Origin of the sequence: Streptomyces sp. R302 (assembly GCF_012927245.1) — a bacterium.
Classification (GTDB): Bacteria; Actinomycetota; Actinomycetes; order Streptomycetales; family Streptomycetaceae; genus Streptomyces.
The window spans coordinates 426,833-450,944 of record NZ_JABBGE010000003.1; the positions used below are offsets into that span (position 1 = coordinate 426,833).

Here is a 24,112-nt window from a genome sequence, read left to right on the forward strand (position 1 = left end):
ACGCCGTGCTGAACGGATTCAAGGACTTCATACTTCGCGGGAACGTCGTCTCGATGGCGATCGGCCTCGCCGTCGGCTCGGCGTTCACAGCCGTCGTCACCGGCTTCAGCAAGGCGTTCATCACCCCGCTCATCGGCCTCGCCACCGGCTCCGTCGGCGACTTCAGCGAGGCGAAGTTCAGCGTCGGCAAGACCGTCTTCCCGTACGGCCTCGCCATCGCCGCCACCATCGCCTTCGTCATCACCGCCCTCGTCCTCTACTTCCTCTTCGTCGTCCCCATGGCGAAGGTCCAGGAGAAGTTCGCCAAGGAAGAGGCCGCCGACCCCAAGTCCGAGAAGCGCGACTGCCCCCGCTGCTTCACCGAGATCCCGGCCATCGCCTCCCGCTGCGCCCACTGCACCAGCGAGGTCGAACCCACCCGTGATCTCGCCGCCGGCCCGGAGAAGATCCCCGCCGCCCGCTGACCACCCGTTCGGCGTAACCCCTCCCCGGTGCGGCCGGGGGAACCGCAGCCTCCCGCCTGGCGTTGACCAGTACGTGAGGGTCCACTGGGGGAGTGGACCACGAAGCAAAGGGTTCCCCTGCCGCACCACTTGGAGGGCGTACCGTGCACCGCCGGCACAACGGGCTGAGGACCGCCGCACTCCTCGGAGGGCTCTCCGCCCTCATCATCGTCATCGGCAGCTTCTTCGGCCGTACGGGCCTGATCGTCGGACTCGTCGTCGCGATCGGCACCAACGCGTACGCGTACTGGAACAGCGACAAACTCGCGCTGCGGGCCATGCGCGCCCGCCCCGTCAGCGAATTCGAGGCCCCCGCCCTCTACCGGATGGTCCGGGAGCTCTCCACCCAGGCCCGCCAGCCGATGCCGCGCCTCTACATCTCCCCGACCCAGGCGCCCAACGCCTTCGCCACCGGCCGCAACCCGCGCAACGCCGCCGTCTGCTGCACCGAGGGCATCCTCGCCCTCCTCGACGAGCGCGAACTCCGCGGCGTCATCGGCCACGAGCTGAGCCACGTCTACAACCGGGACATCCTCATCTCCTCGGTCGCCGGAGCGCTCGCCTCCGTCGTGATGTTCCTCGTCAACTTCGCCTGGCTGATCCCCGTCGGCCGCTCCAACGACGACGAAGGACCCGGCCTCCTCGGCTACCTGCTGATCCTCGTCCTCGGACCGATCGCCGCCTCCATCATCCAGCTGGCCATCTCCCGCTCCCGCGAGTACGAGGCCGACGCCTCCGGCGCCCAGCTCACCGGCGACCCGCTCGCCCTCGCCGGCGCCCTCAGAAAGCTCGAAGCCGGCACCAAGCAGCTCCCGCTGCCGCCCGAGCCGCGCATCGAGACCGCCAGCCACATGATGATCGCGAACCCCTTCCGTCCGGGTAAGGGACTCTCCAAGATGTTCTCGACCCACCCGCCCATGGCCGAGCGGATCGCCCGGCTCGAAGAGATGGCAGGACACCGCCCGTGAAGACCGTCCTCAACGTCATATGGCTCGTCCTCTCCGGCTTCTGGCTGTTCCTCGGCTACCTCCTCGCCGGCCTCCTCCTCTGCGTCACCATCATCGGCATCCCCTTCGGACTCGCCGCCTTCCGCATCGGCCTCTACGCCCTCTGGCCCTTCGGCCGCACGGTCGTCGACAAGCCCGGCGCCGGCGCCGCCTCCTGCGTCGGCAACGTCCTGTGGCTGATCCTCGCCGGCTGGTGGCTCGCCATCGGCCACATCGTCACCGGCATCGCCCTCTGCATCACGATCATCGGCATCCCGCTCGGCATCGCGAACTTCAAGCTCATCCCCGTCTCGCTGCTGCCCCTCGGCAAGGACATCGTCCCTACCGACCAGGCGTACGGCCCCGCCCGCGCCGGCTTCTGACCCGTGCACCAACCCCGCTACGCCCTGCTCTCCGGGCTCTACGTCCTGGCCCTCTGCCACGACGTCGACGGCCTCTACGGCGACCCCGCCCCGCACCCCCGCCCGCGCCACGAACTCCGCGGCTGCGAACCCCGCGGCGAGCTCGCCCGGGCCGTCACCCAGGCCGTCGTCGAGGGCACCGCCCCACTCGGCACCCTCGACGTCGAGACCCCCGACGGCCCCTGGCGCTTCACCGCCGTCCGCGTCCTCGGCGCCCGCGGCGACGTCGTCACCGTCGAGTCGGCCGGCCCGCCGCGCCGCCTCCGCGGCGGCGCGACCGGCGCGATCCCCTGCGCCCACCTCATCCCGCTCCCCGTCCCCGGCCCCTCCCGCACCGGGGTCACCTTCCTCGGCTGCTCCCCGCGCGGCGCGCTCCGCGACGCCCTCGCCACCGGCGCTCCGGGCCCCGGAGAGGTGCGCTACCAGGTCCTCCACCGCAGCGGGAACGTCCAGCACGAGGGCGAGGCGGGCCACGTCACCGGCTGGGACACCGCCCGCGGCCACCACGGCCTGTTCGACCTCACCGTGGCCTTCCCCCGCACCGGCCTGGTCCCGCCGCCCACCCGCGAGGTCTGGGACCTCTTCCACGACCACCGGACCCCCGCCGAACCCGGCACCTGGCGCCGCTTCGCCGGCGCCGCCCGCGCGACCTGGCGGCAGCAGGCCGAGCTGCGCTCGTACGACCTGCCGGAACCCGTCCCGGGCACCACGTACACCCTCGACGGCCGGGGGATCACCGACGAGGACGGCCTCGTCTGCGCCCTCACCGAGGCGGTTCACGGCCCCGGCCTCGCCTACCCCTTCAGCTCCCCGCGCGCCCTCGGCGAGGAGCTCTCCGGCTGCACCCTCGTCTGGCGCCACGCCGACATCGCCCGCGCCTGCCTCGGCGTCACCCCGCTCCTCGCCGTCCCCCGCCCCGCCACCTTCCAGGAATGGGTGGACGGACTCAGGGCCGAGGGAGTCCGGGTCGTCCTCGACTGACCGCGTACGCCACCACACCCGCCGCCAGGACCCCCGACCCGGCGAGCACCGACCCCAGCGGCAGCGCCCCCGCGAGCGCCGCGCACCCGGCGAGCCCCAGCACCGCCAGGACCCGGTCCCGGCGGCCCAGCGTCCACGCCGAGGCGTTCGCGATCCCGTAGTAGACGAGCACGCCGAACGACGAGAAGCCGATCGCGCCCCGCACGTCCACCGTCGCCGCCGCCACGGCCACCACCGCGCCCACCACCAGCTCCGCCCGGTGCGGCACCCGGAACCGCGGATGGACGGCGGCGAGCCCGCCGGGCAGATAGCCGTCCCTGGCCATCGCGAGCGTCGTCCGGGACACCCCGAGGATCAGCGAGAGCAGCGAGCCGAGCGCCGCCACGGCCGCGCCGGCCAGGACCACCGGCACCAGCCAGGAGGAGCCCGCCGCCCGCACCGCGTCGGCGAGCGGCGCGTCCGAGCCGGCCAGCGCGACCGGCCCGAGGGCGAGCAGCGCGCCCACCGCGACCAGCGCGTACACGCCGAGCGCGATGCCGAGCGCGAGCGGCACCGCCCGGGGGATCGTCCGGGCAGGATCGCGCACCTCCTCGCCGAGCGTGGCGATCCGCGCGTACCCCGCGAACGCGAAGAAGAGCAAACCCGCGGCCTGCAGCACCCCGCCCGCCGTGACCTCCCCGCCGAGCCCGAAGCGCCCGCCGGGGGCGCCGGCGAAGGAGGCCGTGACGACCGCCGCGAGCACCGCGAGGACCCCCGCCACGATCAGCCGCGCCAGCAGCGCCGACTTCTGGACACCCGTGTAGTTGACGGCCGTCAGGGCCACCACGGCGGCCACCGCCACCGCGTGCGCCTGGTCCGGCCACAGATAGGCGCCGACGGTCAGCGCCATCGCCGCGCAGGAGGCCGTCTTGCCCACCACGAAGGCCCAGCCGGCCAGATACCCCCAGAAGGGCCCGAGCCGTTCGCGACCGTACACGTAGGTGCCGCCGGACTCCGGGTACAGGGCGGCGAGCCGGGCCGAGGCCATCGCGTTGCAGTACGCCACCACGGCGGCGATCCCCAGCGCGGCGAGCAGCCCGGCCGAGGTGCCGGCCGCGCCGGCCGCGGGCCCGAGGGCGACGAAGATCCCGGCGCCGACCATGGCGCCGAGCCCGATGACGACGGCGTCGAGGACGCCGAGGGACCGGCGCAGTGGTGCGCTCACGAGCGACCTGTCTCCCGCAGAGTGAGGTTGAGCCGCCCGGTGAGCCCGAGCGACGGATCGGCCGTCCCAGGAAACACCCTCGGCACGCCGTGGTACACCCAGCGCGATTCCCGGCCGAAGACGAACAGGTCCCCGGAGGCCAGTTCCACATCGTTCCACGGCCGCCCCCGCCCCTCGGCGTTCCCCAGCCGGAAGACGCAGCGGTCCCCGAGGCTGAGCGACACCACGGGCGCCCCGGACCGCTCCTCCTTGTCCTGGTGCATGCCCATCCGGGCGCCGTCCCCGTAGAAGTTCACCAGCGCGGTGTCCGGCGCGAAACCGCCGTCGTCCCCGTACGCCTCCGCCACCGCCGCCCGGCCCAACGCGACCAGCCACTCCGGCAGTTCGACGGCGACGGAGTCCAGATACCGGTACGGCACCCACGGCCGTCCCAGACACAGCGACCGCACCGACATCACGCCCCCGCCGGGCAGCACGGTGTGCCGGTACGTCAGCGGCCCGCGCCCGAACTCCCGGCAGGCGGCGACCAGTTCCCGCTGCCGCCCGGCCGGCAGCCACCCCGGCACGTGCACCGCCCCGGGCGCGACCTCGGCCCGCTCGCGCGGAAACAGCCCCTCGGTCACCCGAGGGCCCCCTCCAGTTCGAGCAGCGCCCGCTTCCGCTCCAGGCCCGCCGCGTACCCGCGCAGACTCCCGTCCGCGCCGATCACCCGGTGGCAGGGCCGCACCACGAGCAGCGGATTGCGCCCGATCGCCGTGCCCACCGCCCGCACCCCGGCCCCGCCGGCCCCGATCCGCCGCCCGAGCTCCCCGTAACCGACGGTCTCCCCGTACGGGATCTCCTCCAGGGCCGCCCAGACCCGCCGCTGGAACTCCGTCCCGGCGTCCGCGGCCAGCGGCACCTCGAACCGCTCCCGCCGCCCGGCGAAGTACTCCTCCAGCTGCGCCACGACCCCGGCGAAGGCCTCCTGGTCGCGGACCCAGCCGTCCCCGACCGTCACCGCCCCCTTCTGCCCCGGCAGCGAGAGCGACCGCAGCGCGAGACGGCCCCCCGTCGAGACCTGCCCGGTCAGCAGCATCTCGCCCAGGGGGCCGCCGGCGTACGCGTACACGGTGATGTCGTCCATGACTCCAGTGTGCGAGCCCGCCGCCCGGTGGACCGGCGGCTTTCGGACACGGTCCTACCGGTAGTTCACGAACTGGATGGCGAAGTCGAAGTCCTTGCCCTTGAGCAGCGCCTGCACGGCCTGCAGGTCGTCCCGGCTCTTCGAGCTGACCCGCAGCTCGTCGCCCTGCACCTGCGCCTTGACGCCCTTGGGGCCCTCGTCGCGGATGGTCTTCGCGACCTTCTTCGCGTTCTCCTGCGAGATGCCCTCGGTGACCGACGCGAAGAGCTTGTACTCCTTGCCGGACAGCTGCGGCTCACCCTCGACGTCCAGCGACTTGAGCGAGATGCCCCGCTTGATCAGCTTGGACTGGAAGATGTCGAGGATCGCCATCACGCGCTCCTCGCCGCTCGCCTGCATCAGGATCTTCTCGCCCGACCAGGAGATCGAGGCGTTGGTTCCCTTGAAGTCGTAGCGCTGGGAGATCTCCTTCACGGCCTGGTTGAGGGCGTTGTCGACCTCCTGCCGCTCGACCTTGGAGACGATGTCGAAACTGGAGTCGGCCATGACTCGTGGCTCCTTGCTCGGATGCTGTGGGGTACCCCCAAAGCCTAGGGGGTGACCGGTCACCCGAACCGCTGATCAATCCGGTGGCGGACCACCCCCTGGGATCAGGTATCGTTTACGTCGTTGCCACGGAGCACCGCCGAAAAGCGGGAAACCAAGGCAGCGGATCCCATGGCGGTGTGCCCGAGTGGCCAATGGGAGCGGACTGTAAATCCGTCGGCTTAGCCTACCCAGGTTCGAATCCTGGCGCCGCCACGCGATACGAGAAGGTCCCCGGTGTTCGCACCGGGGACCTTCTTCGTTCTGCCCCTTCGTTCTGCCCCTGCGTCCTGCTCCGCGGGAGCGGTCAGTTGCCCGCCACGTCCGTCACCGCGACCCCGACCGGGATCGAGCCCGAGACCAGCTCCAGGGTCAGGCCGGCCGTGCCGGGGGAGTCCACCAGCTCGGCCAGGACCGCCGCCACGTCGTCGCGGGGGATCGGCCCGCGGCCCGTACGGGCCTCCAGCCGGACCAGGCCCGTGCCCGCGTCGTCCGTGAGCATGCCGGGACGCAGGACCGTCCACTCCAGGTCCTGGCGGGACCGCACCGCGTCGTCCGCCGCGCCCTTCGCCCGCAGGTAGGCGTCGAAGACGTCGTCGCCCGTGTGGGTGGCGTCCGCGCCCATCGACGAGACGACCACGAAGCGCCGCACGCCCGCCCGCTCCGCCGCGTCCGCGAACAGGACCGCCGCACCCCGGTCCACCGTGTCCTTGCGGGCCGCCCCGCTGCCCGGTCCCGCGCCCGCCGCGAAGACGGCCGCGTCCGCGCCCCGCAGGACCTCCGCGACCTCCTCCACCGACGCCGACTCCAGATCGAGCACGACGGGCTCCGCACCCGCCGCCCGCAGGTCCTCCGCCTGCTCCGGGCGGCGGATCAGCCCGACCGCCTCGTGTCCGCCCGCCGAGAGCAGCCGCTCCAGGCGCAGGGCGATCCGACCGTGTCCTCCAGCGATGACGATGCGCATGCTCCGACCGTACGACTCAGCGGGCCGCCGGGCCTCCCGGATCGATCCGCGCCTGCCGCGGCAGATCGAGCGCCGCCGCCGAGTCGCAGTACTCCCGCACCGCGCTCGTCCGCGCCACCACCCGCCCCCGGTGCACCACGATCCGGCTGTACGCCAGCGACAGCACGCCCGCGAGGTGCAGGCCCCGCACCGCGAGCAGCTCCGCCGGGAAACCCGCCTCCACCCGCACCTCCGGAAGGCCCATCGCCTCCCGCGCCCGGGTGCTCACCGCCCCGTACGCCTCCGCAGGCTCCAGGCCCTCCAGGGAGGCCAGCAGGAAGGCCGCCTCCAGCGGGTCGCCGCGCCCCACCGGGTTCGCCGCGTCCCGCAGCGCGCCGCCGCCCGCCGCGAGCCGCACCCCCGCCGAGCGCAGCAGCCGCACCGGGGCCGTACCCCGCCGCTCGGTCCCCGCGCAGCCGCCCTGCGGCAGGCACATCACCGTCACGCCCGCCGCCGCAAGCCGCTCCGCCGCCCGGCCCGCCACGTCCTCCGGCAGCCGCGCGAGCCCCGCGCACGGGCCGATCGTCACCCCGGGCCGCAGCCCGCCGGCCATCGCCGCGAACCGGGCGAGCCGCGCCGGGTCGTCCCCGTCCGTGTGCAGGTCCACCGGCACCCCGTGCTCGGCCGCCACCTCCAGGACCGCTTCCACGTACCCCGCCGGGTCCGGGTCCAGGTCCGGGCAGCCGCCCACCACCCCGGCGCCCATCTTCACCGCGTCCCGCAGCAGTGCGAGCCCGTCCGCGCCCGCCGCCCCGGTCAGCAGCCGCGGCACCGCCACCGCCGTCAGGTCCGTCAGGCCGCGCAGCGACCGCCGCGCCTGGAGCACGGCCTCCAGCGGTCCGAGCGCGTGCACGTCACCGATCCGCACGTGCGCCCGCAGCGCGGTCGCCCCGTGCCCGAGCTGCAGCAGCGCCGCCTCGGTGGCCCGCCGCTGCACGTCCTCTGGGGCGTACGAGACGGGGCCCGGGGCGTCGGCCGAGAGCGCCGTGTCGGCGTGGGCGTGCGGCTCGGCCGGCGCCGGCAGCAGCAGATAGCCGCCCAGGTCCACCCGGGCCCCCGCCGTGCTCAGGCTCCCCGCGGTGCCGACGGCCTCGATCCGGCCGCGGACGAGACGCACGTCCACGGTCCGCCCGTCGGTCAGCCCGGCGTTCGACAGCAGGAGCGAGCTCGCGTCCTCGGTCGCCGCGCCGCCCGCGTCGTCGGAAGGCGGACGGGGCTGCTTGCTGTCGGCCGACATCGGGCTCCTCACCAAGTCACCAAGATCGAGATCACGCAGCGTGGGGCAGAGCCTAGGGGCGGGTCGAGCCGCCTTCGAGGAGGAGCGCAATAGTCGTACCGATGAGTCCACGAGTGGCGTACGAGGCGGGTGCGAGCCCCTCCCCGGCGGCCAGGGGAAACGGATTTGGGTGATGGGCCGGAGACCGTGTAATGTCTTCCTCGCTCGCCCCAATAGCTCAGTCGGCAGAGCGTCTCCATGGTAAGGAGAAGGTCTACGGTTCGATTCCGTATTGGGGCTCTGGTGAAGGGAATCCCGCCTTCGGGCGGGATGACCGACATCAAAGCGGTGTAGCTCAGTCGGTAGAGCAAGCGGCTCATAATCGCTGTGTCACCGGTTCAAGTCCGGTCACCGCTACACACAGTAGCCGATTGCGGGGTCGGTCCTGCGATCGGCTACTCTTTCATGTCCCCCTAGTTTCGACTCGGGGGGTAAGACCATCCCATCCCCATCCGTCCGTCAAGGAGCACTCACGTGGCTGCCACCGACGTCCGCCCGAAGATCACGCTGGCCTGCGTGGAGTGCAAGGAGCGGAACTACATCACCAAGAAGAACCGGCGTAACAACCCGGACCGTCTTGAGATGAAGAAGCACTGCCCCCGCTGCAACTCGCACACCGCGCACCGCGAGACGCGCTAATCAGGCTCGTTCACGAGGCCGCCCCCCTCTCAGGGGGCGGCCTCGTGGCGTTTTTCGCACCAGATCCAGCAGAGGAGGTATCGAGGCCATGGCACTCGACCAGTCCTTCGTGGGCCGGACCTATCCGCCCACCCCGGCCTATGAGGTCGGCCGCGAGAAGATCCGCGAATTCGCCGAGGCGATCGGTGACGCGAATCCCGCGTACACCGACGCGGAGGCGGCCAAGGAACTCGGCCACCCCGATGTGATCGCCCCGCCGACCTTCGTGTTCGCGATCACATTCAAGGCCGCCGGCCAGGTCATCGAGGACCCGCAGCTCGGCCTCGACTACAGCCGCGTCGTCCACGGCGACCAGAAGTTCGCCTACACCCGGCCCGTCCGGGCCGGCGACCGCCTCACGGTCACCTCCACCATCGAGGCGATCAAGTCGCTGGCCGGCAACGACATCCTGGACATCCGCGGCGAGGTCCACGACGAGACCGGCGAGCACGTCGTCACCGCCTGGACCAAGCTCGTCTCCCGCGCCCCCGAGGAGGCCTGACCATGACCGCGAAGATCGCCTACGACGAGGTCGAGGTCGGCACCGAGCTGCCCGCGCGGACCTTCCCCGTGACCCGCGCCACCCTCGTCCGGTACGCCGGTGCCTCCGGGGACTTCAACCCCATCCACTGGAACGAGAAGTTCGCGGTGGAGGTCGGCCTCCCCGACGTCATCGCCCACGGCATGTTCACCATGGCCGAGGCGATCCGCGTCGTCACCGACTGGGCCGGTGACCCCGCCGCCGTCGTCGAGTACGGCGTCCGCTTCACCAAGCCCGTCGTCGTCCCGAACGACGGCGTCGGCGCCGTGATCGAGGTCTCCGCGAAGGTCGCCGCCAAGCTGGACGACCGACAGGTGCGGGTGGACCTCACGGCCACCAGCGCGGGCCAGAAGGTCCTGGGCATGAGCCGCGCGGTCGTCCGCCTGGCCTGACGGTCGTACGTGCTCGCGTGCAGGTACCTCTTGCACGCGTGCACGTACCCTTGAGCCCGTGCAGCAGCTCAAGGACGCCCCCCTCGCCCCCCTGACCACCTTCCGGCTCGGCGGCCCCGCCACCCGGCTCGTCACGGCCACCACCGACGACGAGGTGATCGCCGCGGTCCGCGAGGCCGACGCGGCCGGGACCCCGCTGCTCGTCATCGGCGGCGGCTCCAACCTGGTCATCGGCGACAAGGGCTTCGAGGGCACCGCGCTGCACATCGCCACCACCGGCTTCTCCCTCGACGGGACCCGCCTGGAGCTCGCCGCGGGCGAGATCTGGACGGACGCGGTCGCCCGGGCCGTGGAGGCCGGACTCGCCGGCGTCGAGTGCCTGGCCGGGATCCCCGGCTCGGCCGGCGCCACCCCGATCCAGAACGTCGGCGCGTACGGGCAGGACGTCTCCGCCACCATCCGCGAGGTCGTCGCCTACGACCGCCGGGCCGAAAAGACGGTCACCCTCACGAACGCCGAGTGCGCCTTCTCGTACCGGCACAGCCTCTTCAAGGAGCACCCCGAGCGGTACGTCGTGCTGCGGGTCCGCTTCGACCTGGAGGACGCCGACGGGCTCTCCGCCCCGATCGCGTACCCGGAGACCGCCCGCGCCCTCGGCGTCGAGGCGGGCGACCGCGTCCCGCTCGCACGCGCGCGTGAGACCGTCCTGAAGCTCCGCGCGGGCAAGGGCATGGTCCTCGACCCCGAGGACCACGACACCTGGTCGGCCGGCTCCTTCTTCACCAACCCCATCCTCGCGGAGGGGGAGTACGAGGCCTTCCTCACGCGCGTGGCGGAGCGCCTCGGCGCCGACGTCACCCCGCCCGCCTACCCGGCCGGCGAGGGCCGCACCAAGACCTCCGCCGCCTGGCTCATCGACAAGGCCGGCTTCACCAAGGGGTACGGCTCCGGGCCCGCACGCATCTCCACCAAGCACACCCTCGCCCTGACGAACCGGGGCGAGGCCACCACGGAGGACCTCCTGGCCCTCGCCCGTGAGGTCGTCGCCGGCGTCCACGCCGCCTTCGGCGTCACCCTCGTCAACGAGCCGGTGACGGTCGGGGTCGAGCTCTAGGCCTCGAGGGCCTGTCTGACAATTCCCGTCGGGTCCGGCCCGCCCGGCACGCACGCTCGCCGCACGGCAGAAACGCCCAAGTAGCTCTGCTACGAGGGCGCCTCTGCCGCACGCCGATCGCACGCACCGGACGACCCGGCCTGATCCGACGCGAATTGTCAGACAGGCCCTAGTACGCGACGCCCACGCCCTGGCGGACCGTCGACGGGTCGTCGAGGACCGCCAGCATCGCGTGGGCCACGTCCGCGCGGGCCAGGGTGCGGCCCCGGGGCGGGGTGCCGCCGACGAGCGTGCGGTAGCGGCCGGTGACCGGCTTGCCGGTCAGCTTGGGGGGCCGGACCGAGGTCCAGTCGGCGGCGCTCGCGGCCAGCTCGGACTCCATGACCCGCAGGTCGGCGTAGACGTCCTTCAGGACGTTGCCGATGATCGCCAGGACGGCCTTGTCGAGCAGGCCGTCGCCCTCCGCGGGCGGTCCCACGGGGGCCGCGCTGACCACGACGAGCCGCCGCACGCCCTCCGCGGCCATCGCGCCGAGCACCGGCCGCGTCAGCCGGGCCGCGATGCCGGAGGCCGCGTCCGCGCGGTTGCGGGCGCCCAGGCCCGAGAGGACCGCGTCCCGGCCGGCCACCGCGCCGCGCAGGGCCCCGGCGTCGGAGAGGTCGCTGCGGAAGACCTCCAGACGCTCGCCGGTGACGGTGAACCGCGCGGGGTCCCGTACGACCGCCGTCACCTCGTGACCCGCGTCCAGCGCCTGCCGGACGATCTCCCGGCCGACACCCCCGGTCGCACCGAAGACGGTGAGCTTCATGACAGCCTCCCAGAGTGGTAAGTGAGTGCTCACTCACCCCCAGGGTGGGTGGATACTCACCTACGCGTCAAGCGTGAGTGGAGGATGCATGGAACAGAAGCCGACCCGGGTCCGGATCGTCGACGCCGCGCGCGACCTCATGGGCACCGTGGGGCTCGCCCGCACCACCACCAAGGAGATCGCCAAGGCGGCGGGCTGCTCGGAGGCCGCGCTCTACAAGCACTTCGCCAGCAAGGAGCAGCTCTTCCTCACCGTCCTGACGGAACGGCTGCCGCGGCTCGGCGGCCTCCTGGAGGCGCTCGCCGTGGACCCCGGCGGACGGACGGTCGAGGAGAACCTGACCGAGATCGCCCGCCAGGCCGCCCTCTTCTACGAGCGGACCTTCCCGATCGTCGCCTCGCTGTACGCGGAGCCCCGCCTCAAGGCCCGGCACGACGCCGGCATGCGGGAGCTCGGTGTCGGACCGCACCGGCCGGTCGAGGGGCTCACCGCCTACCTGCGGGCCGAGCAGCGGCACGGCCGCGTCGGACCCGACGCCGACCCGCAGGCCGCCGCCGCGCTCCTCCTCGGAGCCTGTGTCCAGCGGGCCTTCGCCTACGACGCGCTGCCGGAGGGCGAGGAGTCCCCGGCCCTCGACGACTTCGCGCGCGCGATCGCCCGCACCCTGATGCGGGGGCTCAGCTAGCCAGCCAGTCGTCGATCCCCGCCAGGAGCGATTTCCGGACGTCCTCCGGGGCTGCCGAGCCGCGGATCGACTGGCGGGCCAGTTCGGCGAGCTCCGGGTCCGTGAAGCCGTGGTGGCGGCGGGCGAGTTCGTACTGGGCGGCCAGGCGGGAGCCGAAGAGGAGGGGGTCGTCGGCGCCCAGGGCCAGCGGGACGCCCGCCTCGAAGAGGGTGCGCAGGGGGACATCCTCGTGCTTCTCGTAGACGCCCAGGGCCACGTTCGAGGCCGGGCAGACCTCGCAGGTCACGCCCCGCTCGGCGAGCTTGCGGAGCAGGCGCTCGTCCTCCGCCGCGCGGACGCCGTGGCCGACGCGGGACGCCCGCAGGTCGTCCAGGCAGTCGCGGACGGAGGAGGGGCCGGTCAGCTCGCCGCCGTGCGGGGCCGCCAGGAGGCCGCCCTCGCGGGCGATGGCGAAGGCCCGGTCGAAGTCGCGGGCCATGCCCCGGCGCTCGTCGTTGGAGAGCCCGAAGCCGACCACGCCCCGGTCCGCGTACCGCACCGCGAGGCGGGCCAGCGTGCGGGCCTCCAGGGGGTGCTTCATGCGGTTCGCCGCGACCAGGACCCGCATCCCGAGGCCGGTCTCCCGGGAGGCCGCGTCGACCGCGTCCAGGATGATCTCCAGGGCCGGGATGAGGCCGCCCAGGTGCGGCGCGTACGAGGTCGGGTCGACCTGGATCTCCAGCCATCCCGAACCGTCCCGGACGTCCTCCTGCGCCGCCTCCCGCACCAGCCGCTGGATGTCCTCGGGGGCGCGCAGGCAGGAGCGGGCGATGTCGTACAGGCGCTGGAAGCGGAACCAGCCGCGCTCGTCGGTCGCCCGCAGCTGCGGAGGCGTCCCGCCCTTCAGCGCCTCCGGGAGGTGCACCCCGTACTTGTCGGCCAGTTCGAGGAGGGTCGAGGGCCGCATCGAACCGGTGAAGTGCAGGTGCAGATGGGCCTTGGGCAGCTGGGTGAGATCGCGGGGGTGCTCCATTGGCCGATCCTGCCTTACCCGAATGGCGGTATGCACGGCGATTCCCCGATCGATACCCGACCGAACGCAAGAACGGGCCCCGACTCGGAGGAGTCGGGGCCCGCCTCAGGACTCACCGGATCAGTCGCGGGCTTCCGCCAGCAGCTTCTGCATCCGGGACACGCCCTCGACCAGGTCCTCGTCACCGAGCGCGTACGACAGGCGCAGGTAGCCGGGGGTGCCGAAGGCCTCGCCCGGGACGACCGCGACCTCGGCCTCGTCCAGGATCAGCGCGGCCAGCTCGACGGAGCTCTGCGGGCGCTTGCCGCGGATCTCCTTGCCGAGCAGGGCCTTCACCGAGGGGTACACGTAGAACGCGCCCTCCGGGGTCGGGCAGACGACGCCCTCGATCTCGTTGAGCATCCGCACGATGGTCTGGCGGCGGCGGTCGAAGGCCCGGCCCATCTTCTCGACCGCGTCCAGGTTCCCGGAGACGGCGGCGAGCGCGGCGATCTGGGCCACGTTGGAGACGTTGGAGGTGGCGTGCGACTGGAGGTTGGTCGCGGCCTTCACGACGTCCTTCGGGCCGATGATCCACCCCACGCGCCAGCCCGTCATGGCGTACGTCTTGGCGACGCCGTTGACGACGATGCACTTGTCGCGCAGCTCCGGCAGGACGGCCGGCAGCGAGGCGGCGGTGGCGCCGCCGTACACCAGGTGCTCGTAGATCTCGTCGGTGAGGACCCACAGGCCGTGCTCGACGGCCCAGCGGCCGATCGCCTCGGTCTCGGCCTCGCTGTAGACGGCGCCGGTCGGGTTCGACGGGGAGACGAAGAGGACGACCTTCGTCTTCTCCGTGCGGGCCGCCTCCAGCTGCTCCACCGAGACGCGGTAGCCGGTGGTCTCGTCGGCGACGACCTCCACCGGGACGCCGCCGGCGAGGCGGATCGACTCCGGGTAGGTGGTCCAGTACGGCGCCGGGACGATGACCTCGTCGCCCGGGTCGAGGATCGCGGCGAACGCCTCGTAGATCGCCTGCTTGCCGCCGTTGGTCACCAGGACCTGGGAGGCGTCCACCTCGTAGCCGGAGTCGCGGAGCGTCTTGGCGGCGATCGCGGCCTTCAGCTCGGGCAGGCCGCCGGCCGGCGTGTAGCGGTGGAACTTCGGGTTCTTGCAGGCCTCGACGGCCGCGTCGACGATGTAGTCCGGGGTCGGGAAGTCGGGCTCTCCGGCGCCGAAACCGATCACCGGGCGCCCGGCGGCCTTGAGGGCCTTGGCCTTGGCGTCGACGGCGAGAGTGGCGGACTCGGAGATCGCACCGATCCGGGCGGAGACCCGACGCTCGGTGGGAGGGGTAGGAGCGCTCATGCGGCCATCGTCCCAGACCGTTTCCCGGCCCGGCACACAGGTTTCAGGGAGCGGACAGGAGCGGTCGATACCGGTCGCGGAACGGCCCTCGGGCAGGTCGGCGCGGTTCCTGTTCGACGTGAGGCCCCAAGACCACGTACACTCACTCCTCGTTGGCCCGCAGCCGCCCCGTCACACATGGGGTAGGTTGGGGGACACCGCAAAGGGTCGTAGCTCAATTGGTAGAGCACCGGTCTCCAAAACCGGCGGTTGGGGGTTCAAGTCCCTCCGGCCCTGCTACACACACCGCCAGGCTGTGTGCGCATGTACGTCTTCATTGCATTGTCGTGCGGCTCCACCCGGGCGCGGCACGGCCACGACCCGGAATTCAGGTGAGAGATCGTGACGGACGCCGTTGGCTCCATCGACATGCCTGATGCCGAAGACGCGTCCGAGTCGAAGAAGAAGGGCCGCAAGGGCGGCAAGCGCGGGAAGAAGGGCCCCCTGGGCCGTCTCGCCGTCTTCTACCGGCAGATCATCGCCGAGCTCCGCAAGGTCGTCTGGCCGACGCGTAGTCAGCTCACCTCGTACACCACGGTCGTCATCATCTTCGTGGTCGTGATGATCGGCCTGGTGACCGTGATTGACTTTGGCTTCCAGGAAGCAGTCAAGTACGTCTTCGGCTGACTTTTTGTTCCACCCCATCTGTATCGCAGGAAGAAGCAGCCACCGTGTCTGACGCGAACCTGAACGACGCCTTCGAGTCCGAGTCCGTCGAGGACGAGCTGGACATCGTCGAGGCCGCCGACGAGGACGAGGACCTGGACGAGGCTGCGGACGCCGCGGCGGGCGACGTCGAGGACGCGGACGACGCGGACGACACCGAGGAAGCGGACGAGGAGTCCGCCGACGAGGACACCGACGACTCCGAGGACGACGAGGCCGAGGCCGACGACGTCGAGGCCGAGGTCGAGACCGAGGAGGAGGCCGAGCCGGCCGCCCCGGTCGACCCCGTCGCCGCCCTCCGCGAGGAGCTGCGCACCCTGCCCGGCGAGTGGTACGTCATCCACACCTACGCGGGCTACGAGAAGCGCGTGAAGGCCAACCTGGAGCAGCGCGCCGTCTCGCTCAACGTCGAGGACTTCATCTACCAGGCCGAGGTGCCCGAGGAAGAGATCGTCCAGATCAAGGGCGGCGAGCGGAAGAACGTCAAGCAGAACAAGCTCCCCGGCTACGTCCTCGTCCGCATGGACCTGACGAACGAGTCCTGGGGCGTCGTCCGCAACACGCCCGGCGTCACCGGCTTCGTGGGCAACGCCTACGACCCGTACCCGCTGACCCTGGACGAGATCGTCAAGATGCTCGCCCCGGAGGCCGAGGAGAAGGCCGCCCGCGAGGCCGCCGAGGCCGAGGGCAAGCCGGCTCCGGCCCGCAAGCTGGAGGTCCAGGTCCTGGACTTCGAGGTCGGCGACTCGGTCACCGTCACCGACGGCCCCTTCGCCACCCTCCAGGCCACGATCAACGAGATCAACCCGGACTCGAAGAAGGTCAAGGGCCTCGTCGAGATCTTCGGTCGCGAGACCCCGGTCGAGCTCAGCTTCGACCAGATCCAGAAGAACTGACGACACAAGTTTCCGGACAGGTCAGAGGGGCTGCTACAGCCCCTCTGACCTGCTCGGTTTTTGGACGCGCAGCCATACCCGTTATCGTTGTGCGGTATGCCTCCATCCGGATGACCGGATGGATCGGCTGAAAACTCTCACTAGGACCCGGAGAGAGCAATGCCTCCCAAGAAGAAGAAGGTCACGGGGCTTATCAAGCTCCAGATCAACGCCGGTGCGGCCAACCCGGCCCCGCCGGTCGGCCCCGCGCTCGGTCAGCACGGCGTCAACATCATGGAGTTCTGCAAGGCCTACAACGCCGCGACCGAGTCGCAGCGTGGCTGGGTGATCCCGGTGGAGATCACGGTCTACGAGGACCGTTCCTTCACCTTCATCACCAAGACTCCGCCGGCCGCCAAGATGATCCTCAAGGCCGCGGGCGTGGAGAAGGGCTCCGGCGAGCCGCACAAGACCAAGGTCGCCAAGATCACCGAGGCGCAGGTCCGCGAGATCGCCACCACGAAGATGCCCGACCTCAACGCGAACGACCTGGACGCCGCGTCGAAGATCATCGCCGGCACCGCCCGTTCCATGGGCATCACGGTCGAGGGCTGATCACCCCCCTCGTGACCTCAGTGGTAGGGCCAAGCGCTGGTCCGCACCACGACTCCACACCCGCCACGCGGCGAAGCCGCATGGTGAAAACGTAACCAGGAGCAGAAGTGAAGCGCAGCAAGTCCCTCCGGGCTGCCGACGCCAAGATCGACCGGGAGAAGCTCTACGCTCCCCTCGAGGCCGTCCGCCTTGCCAAGGAGACCTCCACCACCAAGTTCGACGGCACCGTCGAGGTGGCCTTCCGTCTGGGCGTCGACCCGCGCAAGGCCGACCAGATGGTCCGTGGCACCGTGAACCTTCCGCACGGCACCGGCAAGACCGCCCGGGTCCTGGTCTTCGCGACCGGTGAGCGTGCCGAGGCCGCGGTCGCCGCGGGCGCCGACATCGTCGGCTCCGACGAGCTGATCGACGAGATCGCCAAGGGCCAGCGCCTGAACGAGTTCGACGCCGTGGTCGCCACCCCGGACCTCATGGGCAAGGTCGGCCGCCTCGGCCGCGTGCTCGGTCCGCGTGGTCTCATGCCGAACCCGAAGACCGGCACCGTGACCCCCGATGTCGCCAAGGCTGTCAACGACATCAAGGGCGGCAAGATCGAGTTCCGCGTCGACAAGCACTCGAACCTGCACTTCATCATCGGCAAGACGTCCTTCGACGACACGCAGCTGGTGGAGAACTACGGCGCGGCCCTGGAGGAGATCCTCCGTCTGAAGCCGTCCGCCGCCAAGGGCCGCTACATCAAGAAGGCCGCCATCAGCACCACGATGGGCCCCGGCATCCCGGTCGACGGCAACCGCACCCGCAACCTCCTCGTCGAGGAGGACCCGGCCGCGGTCTGAGCCCTTCCGGCTCGGTAGCAGTCAGTCCTGAAGCCGCCCCCCGTTCCTCTCCGGAGGAACGGGGGGCGGCTTTATTTGCGTCTCCTTCTGTCGTGGCCGTCGGATACGGTTCAAGAGAACGCAAAGACGATGATCCGAAGATCAAGGGGTGGGGAACACCTATGAGCAAGTCCACCTGGAAGCGCGCGGGCGTCGCGACCCTCTCCGCGGCGGCTCTCGTCGCGGGCCTGGCCGGCTGCAACGACGGGGACGCGAAGGCGGTCGGCGAGGCCCTCGGCGACCCGCTGCAGGCCCTGACGGCGGCGTACGAGAAGACCTCGGCGGCGAAGGCGGCCAAGGTCACGATGACCATGAGCATCAAGGGCGTCGGTGCCGAGTCCGGCACCATGGAGATGACCGGCGTCCAGGGCTGGGCCCCCGCGTCGATGGACATCACCATGAAGGGCTCCATGCTGAGCGCGGGCAACCCCGAGGCGCCCGAGCAGATGCGCATGGTCATGCTCGACAACGTCATGTACATGGACATGGGCGAGAAGCAGGCCGCCGAGATGGACGGCAAGCGCTGGATGAAGCTGGACATGAAGGCGGCGGCGGAGGCCTCCGGCGACAAGGCCCTCCAGAAGCAGATGACCGGCGGCCTGGACAACATGAACCAGGACCCGGCCCAGCAGCTGGCCCTGCTCATCGACTCCCCGGACCTCAAGCACGTCGGTGCCGAGAAGGTCAACGGCATGGAGACCGAGCACTACAAGGGCACGCTCACCTTCGAGCAGATGCTCGCGGCGAACGAGTCCTCGAAGCTCCTCTCCAAGGAGGAGCACGACAAGCTCATCGAGAACGTGAAGAAGACCGGCCTCAAGGGCTACGACACCGAGGTCTGGGTCAACAAGGACGGCTACCCGGCCCGCATGGACATCGGCATGGAGATGGCCGAGGGCACCGTGCAGATCCGCGCCGACTACAGCGACTACGGCACCAAGGCCGCCGTCCAGGCCCCGCCGGCGAGCGAGACCGTCGACCTCTTCAAGATGCTCCAGGAGGCCGGTGCCGGCGAGGGCGCGGGCGCCCAGGGCTGATTTGCCCCTGGCCCGAGCCATCACGTACTCTTCCACAGAAGCCAAAGACCGCTGGTCGTTGCTGTGCCCTTACCGGGTGCGGTGGCCGAAGGATCCGTTGACGACGGACGACCCGCGCAGGTGACTGTGGAGAGTTCCCGGGTGTTTCATCCGGTCGAGCTTTGCCCCGTGCGCCTGCGCCCGGGGCGTTTTCGTTTGTTCAGCCCCTTCTGAGCGGTCCTCATCACCCGGAAGGAGGCGAACGCACTATGCCGACGCCCAACAAGGCTGCATCGGTGGCCGAGCTCACGGACCAGTTCCGCAGCTCCAACGCCGCCGTGCTGACCGAGTACCGGGGTCTCACCGTGGCGCAGCTCAAGACGCTGCGTCGTTCCCTCGGTGAGAACGCCCAGTACGCCGTGGTGAAGAACACGCTGACCAAGATTGCGGCCAACGAGGCCGGGATCACCGCACTGGACGAGCACTTCGCTGGTCCGACCGCGGTCGCCTTCGTCACCGGTGACCCGGTGGAGTCGGCGAAGGCCCTGCGTGACTTCGCCAAGGAGAACCCGAACCTCATCATCAAGGCCGGTGTCCTTGACGGTAAGGCTCTCTCCGCCGACGACATCAAGAAGCTTGCGGACCTCGAGTCCCGCGAGGTTCTGCTCAGCAAGCTGGCCGGCGCCTTCAAGGGCAAGCAGTCTCAGGCTGCTCAGCTCTTCCAGGCTCTGCCGTCGAAGCTCGTCCGCACCGTGGACGCGCTCCGTGCCAAGCAGGCCGAGCAGGGCGGTGCCGAGTAATTCGGCTCGCGCATTGATCCGCGCCACTCTCGTGCACGGATCGCAGCGGGCCGTTACGCCCGCCTCTCTATACAACCGGCACCTGCCGAATTAGTGGAAGGATCGCCCATCATGGCGAAGCTCTCTCAGGACGACCTCCTCGCCCAGTTCGAGGAGATGACCCTCATCGAGCTCTCCGAGTTCGTGAAGGCCTTCGAGGAGAAGTTCGACGTCACCGCCGCTGCCGCCGTCGCCGTCGCCGGCCCGGCCGCCGCTGGTGCCCCGGCCGAGGCCGAGGCCGAGCAGGACGAGTTCGACGTCATCCTCGAGGGTGCCGGCGACAAGAAGATCCAGGTCATCAAGGTCGTGCGCGAGCTCACCTCCCTGGGCCTCAAGGAGGCCAAGGACCTCGTCGACGGCACCCCGAAGCCGGTCCTCGAGAAGGTCGCGAAGGACGCCGCCGAGAAGGCCGCCGAGGCCCTCAAGGGCGCCGGCGCCACCGTCACGGTCAAGTAAGGCCGTTTCGGCTCGCTGAGCTGACTCCCGCCCCCGTGTAACGCGGAGGCACCGACAGGCGATCATCCATCTGGGTGGTCGCCTTTCGGCGTTCCCGGGACCCGCGTGGCGGGGGTCCTCGGGGCCCCCGGAAGCGGAGTATGGTGATCTTCGCCGTGCGCCGCCCAGGGGCGGGGGCCTTGACGAACGGCACGCCGCGCGCAATTCTCAGGACGCGTCGTCACAACGATCCGTTTCCGAGGCATGGATCGACGACCGAACGGGCAGTATCGAGGTGCGCCGCACGGCGCGAGTACCGCGGAGTTGAGAGCAACGAGGGTCGCGAGGAAGTCGCCCTGGACATCAGTGGGCCAAGTGGCTACACTGTCCCTTTGCGCTGCCTGTTAGCTGCCCCCTGCCCGTCACCAGGGGCATACCTTCGCATCAGCTTCGTGGACCGACCCCGTCTGACCTGGCCATTTGGTCAATTCAGGAAACGTCTGCCGTGAAGCGTTGCTGGGGACCGGTACGCGCGTAGTGAGTCCGAGCCCTCGGAAGGACCCCCTCTTGGCCGCCTCGCGCAACGCCTCGAACAACATGAACAACGCCGCCAGCACCGCCCCGCTGCGCATCTCCTTCGCAAAGATCAAGGAGCCCCTCGAGGTTCCGAACCTCCTCGCGCTGCAGACCGAGAGCTTCGACTGGCTGCTCGGCAACGCCGCCTGGAAGGCTCGCGTCGAGGCTGCCCTCGAGTCGGGACAGGACGTCCCCACGAAGTCCGGTCTGGAGGAGATCTTCGAGGAGATCTCTCCGATCGAGGACTTCTCCGGGTCGATGTCGCTGACCTTCCGCGACCACCGCTTCGAGCCTCCGAAGAACTCCATCGACGAGTGCAAGGACCGTGACTTCACGTACGGCGCCCCGCTCTTCGTCACCGCCGAGTTCACCAACAACGAGACCGGCGAGATCAAGTCCCAGACGGTCTTCATGGGCGACTTCCCGCTCATGACGAACAAGGGCACCTTCGTCATCAACGGCACCGAGCGTGTCGTCGTCTCGCAGCTCGTCCGCTCGCCGGGCGTCTACTTCGACTCCTCCATCGACAAGACGTCCGACAAGGACATCTTCTCCGCCAAGATCATCCCGTCCCGGGGTGCCTGGCTGGAGATGGAGATCGACAAGCGCGACCTCGTCGGTGTCCGCATCGACCGCAAGCGCAAGCAGTCCGTCACCGTCCTCCTCAAGGCTCTCGGCTGGACCACCGAGCAGATCCTCCAGGAGTTCGGCGAGTACGAGTCCATGCGCGCCACCCTGGAGAAGGACCACACCCAGGGCCAGGACGACGCGCTGCTCGACATCTACCGCAAGCTGCGTCCGGGCGAGCCGCCGACCCGCGAGGCCGCTCAGACGCTGCTCGAGAACCTCTACTTCAACCCGAAGCGCTACGACCTCGCGAAGGTCGGCCGCTACAAGGTGAACAAGAAGCTCGGCGCCGACGAGCCGCTCGACGCCGGCATCCTCACCACCGACGACATCATCGCCACGATCAAGTACCTCGTGAAGCTCCACGCGGGCGAGACCGAGACGATCGGTGAGAACGGCAGCGAGATCGTCGTCGAGACCGACGACATCGACCACTTCGGCAACCGTCGTCTGCGCAACGTCGGCGAGCTCATCCAGAACCAGGTCCGCACGGGTCTGGCTCGTATGGAGCGCGTCGTCCGCGAGCGCATGACCACCCAGGACGTCGAGGCGATCACGCCGCAGACCCTGATCAACATCCGGCCGGTCGTCGCCTCCATCAAGGAGTTCTTCGGCACCAGCCAGCTGTCCCAGTTCATGGACCAGAACAACCCGCTGTCCGGGCTGACGCACAAGCGTCGTCTGTCCGCGCTCGGCCCGGGTGGTCTCTCCCGTGAGCGGGCCGGCTTCGAGGTCCGAGACGTGCACCCGTCCCACTACGGACGCATGTGCCCGATCGAGACCCCCGAAGGCCCGAACATCGGTCTGATCGGTTCGCTCGCCTCGTACGGCCGCGTCAACGCGTTCGGCTTCATCGAGACGCCGTACCGCAAGGTCGTCGACGGCCAGGTCACCGACGAGGTCGACTACGTCACCGCCGACGAGGAGGACCGGTTCGTCATCGCGCAGGCCAACGCCGCGCTCAACGACGACCTGCAGTTCACCGAACCGCGCGTCCTGGTCCGCAAGCGTGGCGGCGAGGTCGACTACGTCGAGCCGTCGGACGTGGACTACATGGACGTCTCGCCGCGCCAGATGGTGTCGGTCGCGACCGCCATGATCCCCTTCCTCGAGCACGACGACGCCAACCGTGCCCTCATGGGCGCGAACATGATGCGCCAGGCCGTCCCGCTCATCAAGGCGGAGGCCCCGCTCGTCGGCACCGGCATGGAGTACCGCTGTGCCACCGACGCCGGCGACGTCCTCAAGGCCGAGAAGGCCGGTGTCGTCCAGGAGCTGTCGGCCGACTACATCACGGTCGCCAACGACGACGGCACGTACAACACGTACCGCCTGCACAAGTTCTCCCGGTCGAACCAGGGCACCTCCGTCAACCAGAAGGTCGTCGTCGCCGAGGGTGACCACGTCATCGAGGGCCAGGTCCTCGCCGACGGTCCCGCCACCGAAGACGGCGAGATGGCGCTCGGCAAGAACCTCCTCGTGGCGTTCATGCCGTGGGAGGGCCACAACTACGAGGACGCGATCATCCTGTCGCAGCGCCTCGTGCAGGACGACGTCCTCTCCTCGATCCACATCGAGGAGCACGAGGTCGACGCCCGTGACACCAAGCTCGGCCCCGAGGAGATCACCCGGGACATCCCGAACGTCTCCGAGGAGGTCCTCGCCGACCTCGACGAGCGCGGCATCATCCGCATCGGTGCCGAGGTCGTCGCCGGCGACATCCTGGTCGGCAAGGTCACGCCCAAGGGCGAGACCGAGCTGACCCCGGAGGAGCGCCTGCTCCGCGCGATCTTCGGTGAGAAGGCCCGCGAGGTCCGCGACACCTCCCTGAAGGTCCCGCACGGCGAGACCGGCAAGATCATCGGTGTCCGCGTCTTCGACCGCGAGGAGGGGGACGAGCTTCCCCCGGGCGTGAACCAGCTGGTCCGCGTCTACGTCGCCCAGAAGCGCAAGATCACCGACGGTGACAAGCTCGCCGGCCGCCACGGCAACAAGGGTGTCATCTCCAAGATCCTCCCGATCGAGGACATGCCCTTCCTGGAGGACGGCACCCCGGTCGACATCATCCTCAACCCGCTGGGTGTCCCGTCCCGAATGAACCCGGGACAGGTCCTGGAGATCCACCTCGGCTGGCTCGCCAGCCGCGGCTGGGACGTCTCCGGCCTCGCGGACGAGTGGGCGCAGCGCCTCCAGGCCATCGGCGCCGACCAGGTCGCCCCCGGCACCAACGTCGCGACCCCGGTCTTCGACGGTGCCCGCGAGGACGAGCTCGCCGGTCTGCTCCAGCACACCATCCCGAACCGCGACGGCGAGCGCATGGTGCTCCCGACCGGTAAGGCGCGCCTGTTCGACGGCCGCTCCGGCGAGCCGTTCCCGGACCCGATCTCGGTCGGGTACATGTACATCCTCAAGCTCCACCACCTGGTCGACGACAAGCTGCACGCCCGGTCGACCGGCCCGTACTCGATGATCACCCAGCAGCCGCTGGGTGGTAAGGCCCAGTTCGGTGGCCAGCGCTTCGGTGAGATGGAGGTGTGGGCGCTGGAGGCTTACGGCGCCGCGTACGCCCTCCAGGAGCTGCTGACGATCAAGTCCGACGACGTGACCGGCCGCGTGAAGGTCTACGAGGCCATCGTCAAGGGCGAGAACATCCCTGAGCCCGGCATCCCCGAGTCCTTCAAGGTGCTCATCAAGGAGATGCAGTCCCTGTGCCTCAACGTGGAGGTGCTGTCCTCGGACGGCATGTCCATCGAGATGCGCGACACCGACGAGGACGTCTTCCGCGCAGCGGAGGAGCTCGGCATCGACCTGTCCCGGCGCGAGCCGAGCAGCGTCGAAGAGGTCTGACGGGAGTCCGGCGGGCCTTGAGCGATCAAGGCCCGCCGG

General features: G+C 70.3%; 25 protein-coding genes, 4 tRNA genes and 1 pseudogene. 21 read left to right on the forward strand and 9 right to left on the reverse strand.

Translation table 11 applies throughout. The features are described from left to right. Nucleotides 1-5 precede the first annotated feature (5 nt). From mscL to HHL19_RS11590, 4 genes are all read left to right on the forward strand, one after another. Entirely contained in the window at nt 6-464 is a 459-nt protein-coding gene (gene mscL, locus HHL19_RS11575) for a large conductance mechanosensitive channel protein MscL (protein ID WP_169088373.1), read from the forward strand. Nucleotides 465-607: 143 nt separating this feature from the next. Next, the gene (gene htpX / locus HHL19_RS11580) at nt 608-1,471 is read left to right on the forward strand and encodes a zinc metalloprotease HtpX (protein ID WP_169088375.1); all 864 of its coding nucleotides are present in this window, start codon (nt 608-610) and stop codon (nt 1,469-1,471) included. Then, nucleotides 1,468-1,872, forward strand: a complete 405-nt coding sequence (locus HHL19_RS11585) for a YccF domain-containing protein (RefSeq protein ID WP_169088377.1) — start codon at nt 1,468-1,470, stop codon at nt 1,870-1,872. Before htpX ends, HHL19_RS11585 begins: the two co-directional genes overlap by 4 nt. Before the next feature lie 3 nt (nt 1,873-1,875). Further along, nucleotides 1,876-2,892, forward strand: coding sequence for a hypothetical protein (locus HHL19_RS11590; protein WP_169088379.1), 1,017 nt, complete (start codon nt 1,876-1,878; stop codon nt 2,890-2,892). Here the strand turns inward: HHL19_RS11590 and HHL19_RS11595 are convergent. The 4 genes from HHL19_RS11595 to HHL19_RS11610 are packed head-to-tail and all read right to left on the reverse strand — an operon-like array spanning nt 2,858 to nt 5,768. Continuing rightward, a complete protein-coding gene (locus HHL19_RS11595) occupies nt 2,858-4,096 on the reverse strand; it encodes an amino acid permease (RefSeq protein WP_169088381.1) in 1,239 nt (412 codons plus the stop codon). The genes HHL19_RS11590 and HHL19_RS11595 overlap by 35 nt on opposite strands. After that, nucleotides 4,093-4,719, reverse strand: coding sequence for an alpha-ketoglutarate-dependent dioxygenase AlkB (locus tag HHL19_RS11600; RefSeq protein WP_169088383.1), 627 nt, complete (start codon nt 4,717-4,719; stop codon nt 4,093-4,095). The genes HHL19_RS11595 and HHL19_RS11600 overlap by 4 nt, the downstream gene beginning before the upstream one ends. Continuing rightward, complete coding sequence (locus HHL19_RS11605) at nt 4,716-5,222, reverse strand: methylated-DNA--[protein]-cysteine S-methyltransferase (RefSeq protein ID WP_169088385.1); 507 nt, start codon at nt 5,220-5,222, stop codon at nt 4,716-4,718. Before HHL19_RS11605 ends, HHL19_RS11600 begins: the two co-directional genes overlap by 4 nt. Before the next feature lie 54 nt (nt 5,223-5,276). After that, nucleotides 5,277-5,768, reverse strand: a complete 492-nt coding sequence (locus HHL19_RS11610) for a YajQ family cyclic di-GMP-binding protein (RefSeq protein WP_169088387.1) — start codon at nt 5,766-5,768, stop codon at nt 5,277-5,279. 173 nt (nt 5,769-5,941) lie between these two features. Here HHL19_RS11610 and HHL19_RS11615 point away from each other — a divergent pair. After that, a tRNA-Tyr gene (locus HHL19_RS11615) sits at nt 5,942-6,023 on the forward strand. A gap of 91 nt (nt 6,024-6,114) precedes the next feature. Here the strand turns inward: HHL19_RS11615 and HHL19_RS11620 are convergent. Together HHL19_RS11620 and HHL19_RS11625 are read right to left on the reverse strand one after the other, a co-directional pair. Next, nucleotides 6,115-6,771, reverse strand: a complete 657-nt coding sequence (locus HHL19_RS11620; RefSeq protein WP_169088389.1) for an SDR family oxidoreductase — start codon at nt 6,769-6,771, stop codon at nt 6,115-6,117. A gap of 16 nt (nt 6,772-6,787) precedes the next feature. Then, the gene (locus HHL19_RS11625; RefSeq protein WP_169088391.1) at nt 6,788-8,047 is read right to left on the reverse strand and encodes an amidohydrolase family protein; all 1,260 of its coding nucleotides are present in this window, start codon (nt 8,045-8,047) and stop codon (nt 6,788-6,790) included. 206 nt (nt 8,048-8,253) lie between these two features. On the opposite strand from HHL19_RS11625, the gene HHL19_RS11630 reads away from it, so the two are divergent. The 6 genes and pseudogenes from HHL19_RS11630 to HHL19_RS11655 all read left to right on the forward strand — a co-directional run. Further along, nucleotides 8,254-8,326 (forward strand) — tRNA-Thr (locus tag HHL19_RS11630). Between the two features lie 44 nt (nt 8,327-8,370). Continuing rightward, nucleotides 8,371-8,443, forward strand: a tRNA-Met gene (locus HHL19_RS11635). A 117-nt stretch (nt 8,444-8,560) separates the two neighbouring features. Continuing rightward, nucleotides 8,561-8,725, forward strand: coding sequence for a 50S ribosomal protein L33 (gene rpmG, locus HHL19_RS11640; protein ID WP_003956487.1), 165 nt, complete (start codon nt 8,561-8,563; stop codon nt 8,723-8,725). Nucleotides 8,726-8,813: 88 nt separating this feature from the next. After that, nucleotides 8,814-9,266, forward strand: coding sequence for a MaoC family dehydratase N-terminal domain-containing protein (locus HHL19_RS11645; protein ID WP_169088393.1), 453 nt, complete (start codon nt 8,814-8,816; stop codon nt 9,264-9,266). Between the two features lie 2 nt (nt 9,267-9,268). After that, on the forward strand, nt 9,269-9,697 hold the full coding sequence (locus tag HHL19_RS11650; protein WP_169088395.1) for a MaoC family dehydratase: 429 nt from the start codon (nt 9,269-9,271) through the stop codon (nt 9,695-9,697). A gap of 40 nt (nt 9,698-9,737) precedes the next feature. Beyond that, a pseudogene (locus tag HHL19_RS11655) lies at nt 9,738-10,811 on the forward strand (UDP-N-acetylmuramate dehydrogenase); the annotation flags it as partial. A 169-nt stretch (nt 10,812-10,980) separates the two neighbouring features. Here the strand turns inward: HHL19_RS11655 and HHL19_RS11660 are convergent. Continuing rightward, a complete protein-coding gene (locus HHL19_RS11660; RefSeq protein ID WP_169088399.1) occupies nt 10,981-11,619 on the reverse strand; it encodes an NAD(P)H-binding protein in 639 nt (212 codons plus the stop codon). Nucleotides 11,620-11,707: 88 nt separating this feature from the next. Between HHL19_RS11660 and HHL19_RS11665 the strand changes: the two genes are divergently transcribed. After that, nucleotides 11,708-12,304, forward strand: coding sequence for a TetR/AcrR family transcriptional regulator (locus HHL19_RS11665; RefSeq protein WP_169088401.1), 597 nt, complete (start codon nt 11,708-11,710; stop codon nt 12,302-12,304). On the opposite strand, the gene HHL19_RS11670 is transcribed toward HHL19_RS11665, so the two are convergent. Beyond that, nucleotides 12,297-13,316 (reverse strand): adenosine deaminase, encoded by a 1,020-nt coding sequence (locus HHL19_RS11670; protein ID WP_169088403.1) that lies wholly within the window; start codon nt 13,314-13,316, stop codon nt 12,297-12,299. The genes HHL19_RS11665 and HHL19_RS11670 overlap by 8 nt on opposite strands. Before the next feature lie 120 nt (nt 13,317-13,436). Beyond that, nucleotides 13,437-14,663 carry a pyridoxal phosphate-dependent aminotransferase gene (locus HHL19_RS11675; RefSeq protein ID WP_169088405.1) on the reverse strand — a complete coding sequence of 409 codons (1,227 nt, stop codon included), beginning with the start codon at nt 14,661-14,663 and terminating at the stop codon, nt 13,437-13,439. A gap of 203 nt (nt 14,664-14,866) precedes the next feature. Here HHL19_RS11675 and HHL19_RS11680 point away from each other — a divergent pair. The 9 genes from HHL19_RS11680 to rpoB all read left to right on the forward strand — a co-directional run bounded on the left by HHL19_RS11680 (nt 14,867) and on the right by rpoB (nt 24,073). Further along, nucleotides 14,867-14,939 (forward strand) — tRNA-Trp (locus HHL19_RS11680). Between the two features lie 105 nt (nt 14,940-15,044). Continuing rightward, nucleotides 15,045-15,329, forward strand: coding sequence for a preprotein translocase subunit SecE (gene secE / locus HHL19_RS11685; protein ID WP_169088407.1), 285 nt, complete (start codon nt 15,045-15,047; stop codon nt 15,327-15,329). 44 nt (nt 15,330-15,373) lie between these two features. Further along, nucleotides 15,374-16,264, forward strand: coding sequence for a transcription termination/antitermination protein NusG (nusG, locus tag HHL19_RS11690; protein WP_169088409.1), 891 nt, complete (start codon nt 15,374-15,376; stop codon nt 16,262-16,264). A 159-nt stretch (nt 16,265-16,423) separates the two neighbouring features. Further along, complete coding sequence (gene rplK / locus HHL19_RS11695) at nt 16,424-16,858, forward strand: 50S ribosomal protein L11 (protein WP_030494213.1); 435 nt, start codon at nt 16,424-16,426, stop codon at nt 16,856-16,858. Between the two features lie 107 nt (nt 16,859-16,965). Next, the gene (gene rplA / locus HHL19_RS11700; RefSeq protein WP_169088411.1) at nt 16,966-17,694 is read left to right on the forward strand and encodes a 50S ribosomal protein L1; all 729 of its coding nucleotides are present in this window, start codon (nt 16,966-16,968) and stop codon (nt 17,692-17,694) included. A gap of 161 nt (nt 17,695-17,855) precedes the next feature. Next, nucleotides 17,856-18,770: a hypothetical protein gene (locus tag HHL19_RS11705; RefSeq protein ID WP_169088413.1), complete on the forward strand. Its 915-nt coding sequence runs from the start codon at nt 17,856-17,858 to the stop codon at nt 18,768-18,770. 248 nt (nt 18,771-19,018) lie between these two features. After that, nucleotides 19,019-19,549 carry a 50S ribosomal protein L10 gene (gene rplJ / locus HHL19_RS11710; RefSeq protein WP_030494216.1) on the forward strand — a complete coding sequence of 177 codons (531 nt, stop codon included), beginning with the start codon at nt 19,019-19,021 and terminating at the stop codon, nt 19,547-19,549. A 111-nt stretch (nt 19,550-19,660) separates the two neighbouring features. Then, on the forward strand, nt 19,661-20,044 hold the full coding sequence (rplL, locus tag HHL19_RS11715) for a 50S ribosomal protein L7/L12 (RefSeq protein WP_169088415.1): 384 nt from the start codon (nt 19,661-19,663) through the stop codon (nt 20,042-20,044). A 546-nt stretch (nt 20,045-20,590) separates the two neighbouring features. Further along, nucleotides 20,591-24,073, forward strand: coding sequence for a DNA-directed RNA polymerase subunit beta (gene rpoB / locus HHL19_RS11720; protein ID WP_169088417.1), 3,483 nt, complete (start codon nt 20,591-20,593; stop codon nt 24,071-24,073). The last annotated feature ends 39 nt before the right edge of the window (nt 24,074-24,112 follow it).